Source organism: Pseudomonas sp. PA1(2017) (genome assembly GCF_001945375.1).
Lineage (GTDB): Bacteria > Pseudomonadota > Gammaproteobacteria > Pseudomonadales > Pseudomonadaceae > Aquipseudomonas.
This window is the reverse complement of record NZ_MSXU01000009.1, coordinates 1,552,464-1,564,784: the sequence shown is the minus strand read 5'-3', so window position 1 is coordinate 1,564,784 and position 12,321 is coordinate 1,552,464. Positions and strand designations below refer to the sequence as shown.

The window sequence follows — 12,321 nt, the reverse complement described above, 5'->3', positions numbered from 1 at the left end:
ACTGACCTCAGGCCTCTTCCTCCTGGAAGGCTTCCTCTCGCTTCTTGCGAAATGCCGGCAAGACCATCATGACCAGCAGGATCGCCGATGCCGCGAACAGCACCGCGCTGATCGGGCGTTCGATCAGCACCGCAGGGTCACCCTGGGAAATTAGCAGCGCGCGGCGCAGGTTGGTTTCCAGCAGTGGCCCCAGCACGAAACCGAGCAGCAACGGGCCGGGCTCGCATTTGGCCTTGCGGAACAGGTAACCGAGCAGGCCGAAGATGATCACCAGCGCCACGTCGAAGCCGCGGTTGTTGACGCTGTAAACGCCCACACAGCAGAACAGCAGGATCGCCGGGAACAGCAGCCGGTAAGGCACTTTGAGCAAACGCACCCACAGGCCGATCAGTGGCAGGTTGATCACCAGCAGCATCACGTTGCCGATCCACATGCTGGCGATCAGTCCCCAGAACAGCGCCGGCTGATGGTTGATCACCGAAGGCCCTGGAGTGATGCCGTGGATCATCATGGCACCCAACATCATCGCCATGATCGAGTTGGACGGAATGCCTAGCGTCAACAACGGGATGAACGACGACTGCGCCCCGGCATTGTTGGCCGCCTCTGGCGCGGCGACGCCTTCCACCAGGCCGGTGCCGAATTTTTCCGGAGTCTTGGAAACCTTTTTCTCCAGCGAGTAGGCACTGAACGCACTCAGGGTCGCACCACCGCCCGGCAATACGCCCAGGAAGGTACCCAGCGCCGTGCCGCGCAGGGTTGCCGGCCAGGCTCTGCGAAAGTCTTCGCGGGTCGGCCACAGGCGAGTGATCTTGCCGGCCAGCGAGCCACGGGCTTCGCGCTGTTCCAGGTTGACGGCAATCTCGGCGATACCGAACAGGCCAACGGCAATGACCACGAAGTCGATACCGTCGTACAGGTCGGTCGAACCGAAGGTCAGACGCGTGGTACCGCTGCTGACGTCCATGCCGACCATCCCCAGTAGCAGGCCCAGGCACACCATGGCCACGGCCTTGATCACCGAACCACTGGCCAGGATGGTCGCCGCCAGCAACCCGAATACCGTCAACGCCACATATTCAGCCGGCCCGAAGGATAACGCGAACTTCGACAGCACCGGCCCCGCAACCGCGAGCGCCACCGTGGCAACGGTGCCGGCGAAGAACGATGCCAACGCCGCCGTTGCCAGGGCAGCTCCCGCCCTGCCCTTCTTGGCCATGGCATGACCATCGAGCGCAGTCACCACCGCCGAGGCTTCCCCCGGCAGGTTGACCAGGATCGCCGTGGTCGAACCGCCGTACTGGGCGCCGTAAAAAATGCCGGCGAGCATGATCAACGCAGCCAGCGGGGGCAGGAAGTAGGTGATCGGCAGCAGGATCGCTACCGTGGCGGTCGGGCCAATGCCAGGCAGCACGCCGATCAGCGTACCCAACAGGGCACCGATCAGACAGAACGCCAGGTTGGTCGGACTCAGGGCTTCGGAAAAGCCTAGATACAGGAGATCGAGAAACTCCATCAGAAAGGCCCCACTGGCATTTGGACGTCCAGTCCATAGATGAAGACGACGAGGCCGAAGAGCGTCAGCAGGGTACTTGAGATCAGCACCTCACGCATCCGCCACTCGCGGTCGGCCATGCTGCCGAAAATGATCAGGCCGGCTGCCGCGATGATGAAGCCCGCCGACTCGGCGGCCAGCGCGAAGCCTGCGACGGAGGCCAGCAGAATCACCAGGGGCCGTAACTGAACGGTGCCGATCGGCTCGCCACCTTTGAACAGTCCGATCAGGCCGACGACGAGCCCAAGGATGACGGTCAGCAAGCCGATCATCCTGGGCATGTAGCCCGGCCCCATCATCGCGGCGCTGCCGGCGGTAAGGTCGCGAGTCGACCACAACACCAGAACGCCCAGACCGATGAAGATGGCGCTGGCCAGAAGATCTGGCCGGCTGCCGCGAATGGTTACTTCACCCATGGCGACTTGTCCCACAGCGCCTGATAGCGGGTCTTCTGCTCATCCAGGCCCTTCTGCCAGTCTTCACCGGAGAGGTAGGCGATGGGCAGCGACAGATCCTTGGCCTTCTTGAGAAATGCAGGGTCTTCCAGCACGGCCTTCACGGCGTCGGCCATGCGCTTTTCGATGTCGTTCGGCACCTTGGCGGGTGCGGCGATGCCTCGTTCAGAGGTCATTACCAGATCCACGCCCTGCTCTTTAGCCGTCGGCAGCTCCGGTTCCTGAGGCATGCGCTCACTGGAGAACTGCGCCAGCACGCGGTACTTGCTGTCGTCGCTCAGCTCGCTGATGTTCTGCCCGGCAGAGCTGATGTGCCCGCCCATCAGCGCGGTGGCCGATTCGGACGCGCCGGCGAAGGGCACATGGGTGAGGGTGATGCCCGTCAACTGTTCGAGCTGCACCATCATCAAATGATCATCGGTGCCGACACCGGAGGTGCCTACCGAGAGCTTTCCAGGCGCGGCCTTGGCGGCCTGGACGAAGTCATCGAGGCTCTTGTAGGTCGATTCGTTGGGCACCGCCAGCACGGTGGGGTCGTCGACGATCCGCGCCACCGGGCGGATGGCGGTTTCCTCGTAGCCGACCTTGCGTTGCACCCGGGTGCTGACGAAGCCTGGAGTATTGATGAACGCGAAGGTGTAGCCGTCCGGCTTGGCCTTGCTCAGCGCGGTGTAGGCGATCTCGCCCGCCGCGCCGGGGCGGTTGACGATGACGATCTTGGCATCCAGACGCTTTTCCAGAAACGGTTGCATGGCGCGGGCCATCACATCGGTGCTGCCACCCGGTGCGTAGGCGACCAGAAATTCTATCGGCCGATCCTCCGGCCAGGCTGCATGGGCATTCGCGGTGAACAAGGCGAGTGTGACGAGCGCGGCACGCGCGCAGGACTTGAACGTGTTCATGGAGGATTCCTCTTTGTTTTTATTGGTGCGGAACGAAACAGATCAATGCGAGCGGCGCCGCTGCTTGCGCGGCCCATCGAATCGGGGCGGGGCATGATGAGGGCTGTAGATAAGCGCCATGGGATGACCTGTGTTTTTTATTGATGTTTCGGGCCAGTCAGCAAAATCTATCAGAATGGAATGTCATTTTAAAATACAATTTTTTGAGTAATTTTCATCGCCAGGCGAGCTGAAGAATGATCCCCGTAAATAGCCTGTTGAAGGGAAAAGCCGGGGGAATTGGCCCGCCCATCAAAATGATGAAAATAAAATATTGTTTCCGGATAAGCGCTCACACCCGAACAAACGCCAGCAACACTGGCTCGCGGTGAGCCAGCCCGGCTTGATGGGAGTACCGCAGCGAGAGATCGATGTGTGGTCCAGCCGCGTGCGGGCCGACGGTGGAGAAGAACGGTATCGCCGTGATCAAGCCCGGCACGCCATTGCAGCGATCAGGCATCAGGGGATTAGCGGCGCAAGGCCTGATAGACGCGCCTTGCCTGGCGGCAGGCGCGCCTCGCAGGAATCAGGCGTCGCCTGGCAGCGCACAGCCCTTGGCTTTCAGCGCCTGGATGACCCAACTGCGATCATTGGTGCCCTCGGCGATCTGCCCCATCTGCTTCTGCTCGGCGGCGTACTTGGCTGTCGCGCGGGCATAGACACTTTCCACATGCGCGAAAGGAACGCAGAGCAGGCCGTCATCGTCGCCGATCACCAGGTCGCCCGGTTCGATCACCATGCCGTCGATGGCGATGGGCACGTTGATTTCACCGGGACCGTCCTTGTATGGACCGCGGTGCGATACACCAGCCGCGAACAGCGGGAAGTCACCGGCGCCGATATTTGCCGCATCGCGGATCGCACCGTTGATGACGATACCGGCTACACCGAGCTTCACGGCATAGGCCACCATCATTTCGCCGATCAGTGCGTTGCTCAGGTCACCGCCGGCATCGACCACGATCACGTCACCGGGTTCTGCGATATCCAGGGCGTAGTGCAGCATCAGATTGTCTCCTGGGCGCGCCTTGACCGTCAGTGCCGGGCCGGCGAGCCCGCCCTCCTTGTGCATGGGCCGCAGACGCGCCCCACCTGCGGTCATGCGATTCATCGAGTCGCTGACGTTGGCGACCGGCAACTCCCGATAACGGGCAACCCATTCGGCGCTGACCTTGCGTGCGCGCTCCAGTACCTGGAAACCAATACTCATGTGACGAACCCTCAGCTGTTGTCTTTGTTATTTTTAGAATTGCATTTCATTTGAATGCAATCAACAGCTTTATCATCCGTCCCAACACCACCCAAATCGACATTGAAAGATAATATTGCAACGTCGTTTCGATATGGTAGGGTTTAGCCGCTACTGTCGCCTCTAGCGCCAGCATCGACACTCAGATAAGAACAAGGTATTCACGATGTCCCGCACCGTTCTGATAACAGGTCCCGAACTGGCGACCGATGCCATGACCCTCGCCGCCGCCGAGGGCGTCCGGATCATCCCCACCACGCCTTACCTGCCTGCCGATGAGCTGCAGGCCATCATCCAGGCCGAGCAACCCGACGCGATCATCGTTCGCCAGGGCCAGCTGACCCGCGCGATGATCGGCGCCTCGGCGAAGCTCAAGGTGATCGCCAAGCACGGTGTGGGCTACAACACCATCGATATTCAGGCTGCCGCCGAGCGCGGCGTGCCGGTCACCATCGCCATGGGTGCCAATGCCCAGTCGGTGGCCGAGCACGCCTTTGCGCTGATGTTCAGCGTCGCCCGCCAGACTGCGCTGCTTACTGCCCGCATGCGCGAGGGACACTGGGACAAGTCCACTGCCAACGGCATCGAACTGTCCGGCAAGACCCTTGGCCTGATCGGCCTGGGCTCGATCGGCAGCATCCTGATGGACCTGGTCGCGCCGCTGCGCATGACCGTCAAGGTCTATGACCCCTACCTCAAGGAGCTTCCTCAGCGCGCGCACGTCGAGCGCGAGGAGAACCTCGACCGGCTGTTCAGCGACTGCGACGTGATAAGCCTTCACTGCCCACTGACCGACAGCAACCACAACCTGATCGGCGCGCCACAGCTGGCGCGCATGCGCCCGGACAGCATCATCATCAACACCGCCCGGGGTGAGCTGATCGATACCCAGGCTCTGGTTCAGGCCCTGCGCGACGGCAAGATCGCCGGCGCCGGCCTGGACACCTTCAGCCCCGAACCCCCACCCGCCGACAGCCCGTTATGGGGGCTGACGAACCTGGTCGCCACGCCACACATCGGCGCCAATACCTCGGAAGCCCGCGACCGGGTTGCCCAGGTCGCGTTGCGGCAGATCCTCGACGTCTGCAACGGCGTCGCGCTCGATCCGCGCTGCGTCGTCAATCGGCATTTGCTCGATAATTGACAGATCAAGCGCTGCCTGGCCCTCAGGCAGCGCTTTAAACTGAGTCCGTCAACCTCCAGCCCTAGTGGAGAGCACCATGACTGCCACTACTCCAGCGGTGAGCGAGCTCGAGCGCGTCACCATGCGCCGGGTCGCCTGGCGCATCCTGCCGTTTCTGATTCTCTGCTACCTGATCGCGATCATCGACCGCGGCAACATCGGCATGGCTTCGCTGCAAATGAACGATGACCTGGGCCTCTCGGCACGGGTCTTCGGCTTTGCCAGCAGCCTGTTCTTCTTCGCCTACTTTCTGGTCGAAGTGCCCAGCAACCTGGCGATGCAAAAGTTCGGCGCGCGCATGTGGATCGCCCGAATCATGATCACCTGGGGCCTGGTCTCAGCCGGCACGGCGTTCGTGGTCGGCCCTTACTCGCTGTACGTGATGCGCTTTCTGCTCGGCGCCGCCGAGGCCGGCTTCTTCCCTGGCGTGCTGCTGTACCTCACCTACTGGCTGCCCTCCGCCTACCGCGCACGCATGGTGGCCATCTTCATGGTCGCCATCCCGGCCGCCAACTTCATCGGCTCGCCGCTCTCGGGCCTGCTGCTGGGCCTGGACGGCTGGCTGGGAATGCGTGGCTGGCACTGGCTGTTCATCCTGGAAGGTATTCCGGCAGTGCTGCTCGGCATTGCCTGCCTGTTCGTGCTCACTGATCGTCCCGAACACGCCAAGTGGCTGAGCGACGAACAACGCAACTGGCTGACCGGACGACTGCGCGAAGAGGCCGCGAAGAAAACGGCCATCGGCCACATCTCGCTGTGGAAGCTGTTGCGCCACAAGGATATCTGGGTGCTGGCGCTGATCTACTCGGGCGCCTCGGCGGCCGGCAGCACCATGAGCGTCTGGGCGCCGCAACTGCTCAAGACCTTCGACCTTAGCGCTCAGCAGATTGGCCTGGTCAACGCCATTCCCTACGGTATCGCCTCGCTGCTGATGATCCTCTGGGGTCGCAGCTCCGACCGCACCGGCGAGCGCCGCTGGCACACGGCACTGACCCTGCTGCTGATTGCGGCAGGCCTGCTGATGACGCTATTCACCGATTCGCTGACCGCCACGGTAGTGATGCTGACCATGGTGCTGGTGGGTGCCTACTCGATGAAGGGCCCCTTCTGGGCGCTGGTATCCGGGTGGCTGTCGTCGTCGACGGCAGCTGCCGGCCTGGCAGCCGTAGGCGCCGTGGCCAATCTGGTCGGCGGCGGCATCATGGTCAACGCCTACGGCGCGATCCACGACGCCACGGGCAGCTACTCGCTGGCGCTGATGCCGCTGGCCGCGCTTTGCACGCTGGCGGGCATCATGGTGCTGGTGATTGGCCGCAAGCGCCAACGCGAGCAGCAGCAGGCCGGGGCCACGGCAAGCGCCGGCTGACGGCATGCGCAGCAAGACGCCAATCCTGCCCCGCGCAGGATTGGCGTCCTCATCCCACACAACAAGAAAAGAGAACCACCATGCAGTTTTCCCGACGTCGCTTCCTGCAGGCAGGGGGCGCCCTGGGCGCTACCCTCGCCTTCAACGCCCTCGCCAGCAAGCCCTCGAACAACGCCGAGCTACGCCCGCGCTTCACGCCTCCAGCCGGCAGCGTTGACTGCCACATGCACCTCTATGACAGCCGCTACCCCACCTCACCGACGGCCACATTGTTTCCGCCCGATGCCTCTCTTGAGCAGTACCGCGCCGTACAGAAGCGCCTGGGCATTCGGCGCATGGTCATCGTCACCCCGTCGACCTACGGCACCGACAACCGCCTGATGCTCGACGGCCTGCTACGCAGCCATGGCGATGCGCGCGGCGTCGCGGTGATCGAGAACTCGATCGACGACGACGCACTGGCCAGTCTGCACGAGGCCGGCGTACGGGGCATTCGTTTCAATCTGAGCACGGGCGGGGTAGGCCTCGATGATTTGGAAACCCTGGCGGCGCGGGTCAACGAACTGGGCTGGAACGTGCAATTCGCAGCCGGCAACCTGCTCGCCGAGCTGGAAAACCGGCTGGCCAAATTGCCGGCGAAGGTGGTCATCGATCATCTCGGCCACGTGCCGCAACCCGAAGGCATTCACTCCGATGCCTTCGCCGCCCTCAGCCGCCTGGTGGACAACGGCAAGGTCTGGGTCAAGCTGTCTGCACCCTACGTACGCTCGAAGGTCGGCGGCCCCGGCTATGAAGACGCGGGCAAGGTCGCCACGGCGCTGATCGGCCAAAACCCGGAACGCATGCTGTGGGGCAGCGACTGGCCCCACCCGACCCTCGCCGAAGACCAGAAACCCGATGACGCCAGGGTGCTCGATTTGCTGGCCGACTGGGCGCCTGACGAAAAGGCGCTCAGCCTGATCCTGCGCGACAACCCGGTGTCACTTTACGGTTTCTGAGGTCTTTGTCTTGCCGTCGGCCGGTTTGAAACCGAGGCTGCGCATGAGATCCCGGGCGGTGTCGAGGAACACCTGGCGCAGGCTCGCCGCCGCCTCCTCGGTCAAGCGGCTGGCCGGCCCGGAGATTACCAGCGCGCCCATCAGCTCCTGCTGGGCGCCATAAATGGGCAGCGCGATGGACGAAGCATGGGGATCTGTAGCGCCCCGCGAGTAATAAGGTTTGTCCAGCTTGCTGCCGACGTCATAAGACGCACGCAGGGCCTGCGCACCCGCGGCCTCATCCATCGGGCGCATGTCGCCTGGCTGCATGTTCATGCGCAGCCGGTGCCGTGAATTGACCCGGAACTGGCACATCCGGTAGGCGCCATGGCGAACGTAGAACGACGCCGTCTCGCCCGAGTACTCGGCGAGTTCCTGCAGCCTGGGCATCACGTGGCGCTCGAGGTCCAGCGCCTCCTGGTACACCGCATTGAGCCGCATCACCTCGCTGGCCAGTTGATAGCGCCCGTCGGCCATGCGATTGATGAAGCCGTGATCCTCCAGCGACACCATGAGTCGCATGATCGTGCTCTTGATCAGCCCGGTACGCTCCACCAGCTCTACCAGACTCAACGCCGTATCGCCGACCTGAAAGGCAGACAGAACGGTCAGAACCCGGTCAGCCGAAGCCACTCCGTTTACCGCCGGACGCGGCCGCGCTTTCACCATCAGTGATTCCTCATCAATTTGCCATTGGCCCCGCGTTCGGGACAGCGGCGCATTATCCGCCAACACCGCACGCCCTGCCATAGATGCACCGAACACGGCCGGTCGCACCCCGCTTCGCGCCGACAGGGTCCAGGCGTGCGGCCAACCTGGGTGGCCTCTCTCTGGTACCCGGACGGCAGCGCAGCTAGAAAGGACCGCAAAAACATAATGAAACAAAGTTTCAAACCCTAGATTTTGGTGCTAACGGCGATGCTGGATCGAGCGTCCATCAGCTGGAGCCCACACCATTGCTGACGCGACAGCTGCAGCCAATTATCGCGTTCTAATCCCAGAGTGCTCGCTGGTCAAAATGCCTGCATGCCATGGAGTCATTTGCCGGACCGCCAATATTGAAATGACGTTCTGTTATGTTTAGTCTCGCAAAATGCTGCGACGCCTGAGAGCGACAGCGGCCGGCGATCAATAAAAAGACAAGGATCCCACCATGAGCCCATCCACGCTCCACACCGCGACAGCCCCTATGGCGCAAACCATCGCTTCGCGCACCTGCCTGCGCCTTCGCGATCACACCCCGAGCCCGCGCTCGACGCCTTGCGCAACCCGACTTAGCGACTAGAACGGCATGCTTCATGGTCAGCATCGGTCTGCCATGAGCAATCCTCTACCAACCCCGAGATGAACGCCCGCTCCTGGCGCACAGGCCAGAACTTCTGCTGCATTCGCGATCCCGCGTTCACTCACCAGACACCCCGGCAGCCTCTGCCATCGACAACAAAAAGTGCGGTACGAGCGTCTTCGTAGATCCGCCACAGACAGGAACCCGACCATGGCCATGAACACTCCACGCAAGATGCTGGCATGCGCGGTATTCGCTATCGCCGCCACCGTGTTGCCCGCCCAGGCGAACAGCTACCCGCAGGGCAACATCAACTTCGTCGTGCCCTTCCCGCCCGGCGGCGGTACCGATATACCCTCGCGTCTGCTGGTACAGCAGATCGGCAAGGAAACCGGCTGGAATTTCGTGGTCGAGAATCGTCCAGGCGCGGGCGGCAACATTGGCCTCGCGCAGCTGGCGCGCGCCACCGCCAATGGCCAGTACATCGGCATGGGGCAGACCTCGAACCTGGCGGTCAACCCATCGCTGTACAAGGACATTCCGTACGATTCGATGAAGGACTTCAAACACATCGCGGTCATCTCTACCCAGCCCATGGTGTTGGTGACCCATGCCAAATCGCCAATCGAGAATATGGAAGGTTTCCTCACGGCCGCCAAGAAGGCCCCGGGCAGCGTACTTTTCGGCACACCGGGCTCGGGCACCGTCGCCCACCTGTCGGTCGAGCTGCTGTCGAGCGAAGCCGGTATCGAGCTTACCCACGTGCCCTATCCCGGCATCGCCCAGGCCATCTCGGACGTGATGAGTGGCGTGGTCGACGTGTACATCGGCAGCCTGCCCAGTGTTCTGCCGCACATCCGCTCCGGCTCGATCCGTGCCCTGGCCGTTACTTCGGCTGAGCGCAACGCGGTGCTGCCGGACGTCCCCACCGTGGCCGAATCGGGCTTCGCGGACTTCGAAACCAGTGACTGGAAAGGTGTCGTCGGGCCGGCCGGCATGACCGACGAGCAAGTGGCGAGCCTCAACGCCGCGATCAACAAGGCCCTGCAATCCGAGCCGCTGCGCAGCTCGCTGGAAGCCGAAGGCAGCACCGTGGTGGTCGAGGACAGCCAATGGTTCTCCACGCTGCTCTCCCAGGAGCTGGAGCGCTGGGCAAGCGTCATCAAGACCTCGGGCGCGACCGTCAACTGAAACCGGCCGGCGCCTTCCTCGGCTGCATGAGGGCGCGAGAGTCACCCTAACCCCACTGATGCTGAGGAGCCCGATATGCCGGCTCGCAATTATCAGGATGTCGTCGTCGGCATCCTTATCGCCCTGTGCGGCTTCGCTGTGGCCGCCTATTCATCGAGCGCCTTCAACGCCGGCACCCTGCAGCGCATGGGGCCCGGTATGTTTCCCCTGGCAATGGGCGGCCTTCTGGTATTTCTCGGCCTGTTACTGAGCCTGGTTTCGCTGTTGCGCACGCAGGTGGTCAGACCCATCGAGGTGCAGTGGCGGCCTGCTGCGCTGGTGCTGATCGCAGTCACCCTGTTCGCCGTCAGCGTCAAGACGCTGGGCCTGCTACCTGCGGTGCTGGCGGTGGTGCTGGTCTCCTCGTTCGCCGAGAACAAGGCCCGCATCGCTCAGGTGGCGATCCTCGGCGCCGTGCTCTGCGCGCTGGCCTACCTGATCTTCCAGGTCGGCCTGGGCATGAACTTCGTCCTCATTCGGTGGGACTTCTGATGTCTGAAAACATACTGCTCGGCCTCGAGACCGCGTTCTCGATGTACAACCTGTTCTACTGCTTCGTGGGCGTGTTTCTCGGCACTCTGCTGGGGGTGATTCCCGGCATCGGCGTGCTGGCAGCGATCTCCATGCTGTTTCCGATGACCTTCCACCTGGAGCCCACCGCCGCGCTGATCATGCTGGCGGGCATCTGGTACGGCACGTCCTACGGTGGCAATACGGCGTCCATCCTGCTCAACGTGCCCGGCTCGCCCTCCAACGCCGTGACTTGCCTGGACGGCTACCCCATGACCCTGCAGGGCCGCGGCGGTATCGCGCTGCTGATGACCACCGTGGCCTCATTCTGCGGTGGCTCGATCGGCATCATCCTGCTGATGAGCTTCGCGCCGACCATCAGCGCCTACGCCCTGAACTTCTCCTCGGCCGAGTACTTCTCGCTGATGCTGCTGGGGCTGGTGGCGGCGTCCAATATCTCCGGCGGCTCGGTGATCAAGGGTCTGATCATGGTGACCTTCGGCATCCTGTTCGGCACCGTGGGCAGCGACATCTACACCGGCACTCGGCGTTTCGATTTCGGCGTTCTGGACCTGGCTGACGGCATCAACCTGGTGGCGCTGGCGATGGGTCTGTTCGGCGTGGCCGAGGTGATCTCCAGCATCGGCAAGGTCGACGGCAGCCGCGTAGACCGCAGCAGCCTCAAGCTGTCCGCCATGAAGCCCACGCGCGATGACGTCAAACGCTCATGGATGCCGATGGTGCGCGGCTCGTCCATCGGCTCGTTCTTCGGCACGTTGCCGGGCACCGGCCCATCGATTGCCGCCTTCATGGCCTACGCAGTGGAACGCCGCGTCGCCAAACAGCCCGAGCGCTTCGGCAAGGGCGCCATCGAAGGCATCATGGCCCCCGAGTCAGCCAACAACGCGGCCGACCAGACATCCTTCATCCCCACTCTGGCCCTGGGCATTCCCGGCAGCGCCACCATGGCGCTGATGCTCGGCGCGCTGATGATCCACGGCATCGCCCCTGGCCCACAGCTGATGACCGATCAGCCGTCGTTGTTCTGGGGGCTGGTGATGAGCTTCTGGATCGGCAACGTGCTGCTGGTGATCCTCAACGTGCCGCTGATCGGCCTCTGGGTTCGCCTGCTGATGGTGCCTTACAAGCTGCTGTTTCCGGCGGTGCTGATGTTCATCTGCATCGGCACCTACAGCGTCAACAACAGCGCCTTCGACGTGTTGCTGGTCGTGGTGTTCGGTGCCATTGGTTACGGCATGCGCGTGCTGGGGTTTCCCGCCGCACCTATGCTGCTGGGCTTCGTGCTCGGCCCGATGATGGAAGAACACTTCCGCCGCGCCATGCTGCTGTCGCGCGGTGATTTCTCGACCTTCATCGACCGCCCGATCAGCGCCACCGTACTGGCCTTCACGGTATTCGTGCTGCTCCTCGGCTTGCGCCCGCTGTTCAGCAGAAAGGCGCCCGCTGCGCAGTTGCCCAACTGATCGTTTGGCTGAGCACAAAGGGCCGC

General features: G+C 62.9%; 11 protein-coding genes. 6 read left to right on the top strand and 5 right to left on the bottom strand.

From position 1 onward, the window contains the following. Positions 1 to 7 precede the first annotated feature (7 nt). From BVH01_RS14075 to BVH01_RS14060, 4 genes are all read right to left on the bottom strand, one after another. Entirely contained in the window at positions 8 to 1,516 is a 1,509-nt protein-coding gene (locus tag BVH01_RS14075; RefSeq protein WP_075930883.1) for a tripartite tricarboxylate transporter permease, read from the bottom strand. Next, positions 1,516 to 1,971 carry a tripartite tricarboxylate transporter TctB family protein gene (locus BVH01_RS14070; RefSeq protein WP_075930882.1) on the bottom strand — a complete coding sequence of 152 codons (456 nt, stop codon included), beginning with the start codon at positions 1,969 to 1,971 and terminating at the stop codon, positions 1,516 to 1,518. Before BVH01_RS14070 ends, BVH01_RS14075 begins: the two co-directional genes overlap by 1 nt. Next, positions 1,959 to 2,912 carry a tripartite tricarboxylate transporter substrate binding protein gene (locus BVH01_RS14065; protein WP_075930881.1) on the bottom strand — a complete coding sequence of 318 codons (954 nt, stop codon included), beginning with the start codon at positions 2,910 to 2,912 and terminating at the stop codon, positions 1,959 to 1,961. The genes BVH01_RS14070 and BVH01_RS14065 overlap by 13 nt, the downstream gene beginning before the upstream one ends. Positions 2,913 to 3,477: 565 nt before the next feature. Then, positions 3,478 to 4,161: an RraA family protein gene (locus tag BVH01_RS14060; protein WP_075930880.1), complete on the bottom strand. Its 684-nt coding sequence runs from the start codon at positions 4,159 to 4,161 to the stop codon at positions 3,478 to 3,480. A 205-nt stretch (positions 4,162 to 4,366) separates the two neighbouring features. On the opposite strand from BVH01_RS14060, the gene BVH01_RS14055 reads away from it, so the two are divergent. The 3 genes from BVH01_RS14055 (at position 4,367) to BVH01_RS14045 (ending at position 7,747) form a co-directional block, all read left to right on the top strand. Continuing rightward, positions 4,367 to 5,344 (top strand): hydroxyacid dehydrogenase, encoded by a 978-nt coding sequence (locus tag BVH01_RS14055; protein ID WP_075930879.1) that lies wholly within the window; start codon positions 4,367 to 4,369, stop codon positions 5,342 to 5,344. Between the two features lie 76 nt (positions 5,345 to 5,420). Then, complete coding sequence (locus BVH01_RS14050; protein WP_075930878.1) at positions 5,421 to 6,749, top strand: MFS transporter; 1,329 nt, start codon at positions 5,421 to 5,423, stop codon at positions 6,747 to 6,749. An 80-nt stretch (positions 6,750 to 6,829) separates the two neighbouring features. Beyond that, complete coding sequence (locus tag BVH01_RS14045) at positions 6,830 to 7,747, top strand: amidohydrolase family protein (protein WP_075930877.1); 918 nt, start codon at positions 6,830 to 6,832, stop codon at positions 7,745 to 7,747. Here the strand turns inward: BVH01_RS14045 and BVH01_RS14040 are convergent. Next, positions 7,730 to 8,455 carry an IclR family transcriptional regulator gene (locus BVH01_RS14040; RefSeq protein WP_075930876.1) on the bottom strand — a complete coding sequence of 242 codons (726 nt, stop codon included), beginning with the start codon at positions 8,453 to 8,455 and terminating at the stop codon, positions 7,730 to 7,732. The genes BVH01_RS14045 and BVH01_RS14040 overlap by 18 nt on opposite strands. A gap of 826 nt (positions 8,456 to 9,281) precedes the next feature. Here BVH01_RS14040 and BVH01_RS14035 point away from each other — a divergent pair. The 3 genes from BVH01_RS14035 to BVH01_RS14025 all read left to right on the top strand — a co-directional run bounded on the left by BVH01_RS14035 (position 9,282) and on the right by BVH01_RS14025 (position 12,295). Further along, a complete protein-coding gene (locus BVH01_RS14035; RefSeq protein WP_075930875.1) occupies positions 9,282 to 10,262 on the top strand; it encodes a tripartite tricarboxylate transporter substrate binding protein in 981 nt (326 codons plus the stop codon). Between the two features lie 75 nt (positions 10,263 to 10,337). Then, a complete protein-coding gene (locus tag BVH01_RS14030) occupies positions 10,338 to 10,793 on the top strand; it encodes a tripartite tricarboxylate transporter TctB family protein (protein ID WP_075930874.1) in 456 nt (151 codons plus the stop codon). After that, on the top strand, positions 10,793 to 12,295 hold the full coding sequence (locus BVH01_RS14025) for a tripartite tricarboxylate transporter permease (RefSeq protein ID WP_075930873.1): 1,503 nt from the start codon (positions 10,793 to 10,795) through the stop codon (positions 12,293 to 12,295). Before BVH01_RS14030 ends, BVH01_RS14025 begins: the two co-directional genes overlap by 1 nt. The last annotated feature ends 26 nt before the right edge of the window (positions 12,296 to 12,321 follow it).

Coding starts and splice junctions, on each gene's coding strand:
- BVH01_RS14075 (WP_075930883.1), bottom strand. CDS start 1,516: ATGGAGTTTCTCGATCTCCTGTATCTAGGCTTTTCCGAAGCCCTGAGT.
- BVH01_RS14070 (WP_075930882.1), bottom strand. CDS start 1,971: ATGGGTGAAGTAACCATTCGCGGCAGCCGGCCAGATCTTCTGGCCAGC.
- BVH01_RS14065 (WP_075930881.1), bottom strand. CDS start 2,912: ATGAACACGTTCAAGTCCTGCGCGCGTGCCGCGCTCGTCACACTCGCC.
- BVH01_RS14060 (WP_075930880.1), bottom strand. CDS start 4,161: ATGAGTATTGGTTTCCAGGTACTGGAGCGCGCACGCAAGGTCAGCGCC.
- BVH01_RS14055 (WP_075930879.1), top strand. CDS start 4,367: ATGTCCCGCACCGTTCTGATAACAGGTCCCGAACTGGCGACCGATGCC.
- BVH01_RS14050 (WP_075930878.1), top strand. CDS start 5,421: ATGACTGCCACTACTCCAGCGGTGAGCGAGCTCGAGCGCGTCACCATG.
- BVH01_RS14045 (WP_075930877.1), top strand. CDS start 6,830: ATGCAGTTTTCCCGACGTCGCTTCCTGCAGGCAGGGGGCGCCCTGGGC.
- BVH01_RS14040 (WP_075930876.1), bottom strand. CDS start 8,455: ATGGTGAAAGCGCGGCCGCGTCCGGCGGTAAACGGAGTGGCTTCGGCT.
- BVH01_RS14035 (WP_075930875.1), top strand. CDS start 9,282: ATGGCCATGAACACTCCACGCAAGATGCTGGCATGCGCGGTATTCGCT.
- BVH01_RS14030 (WP_075930874.1), top strand. CDS start 10,338: ATGCCGGCTCGCAATTATCAGGATGTCGTCGTCGGCATCCTTATCGCC.
- BVH01_RS14025 (WP_075930873.1), top strand. CDS start 10,793: ATGTCTGAAAACATACTGCTCGGCCTCGAGACCGCGTTCTCGATGTAC.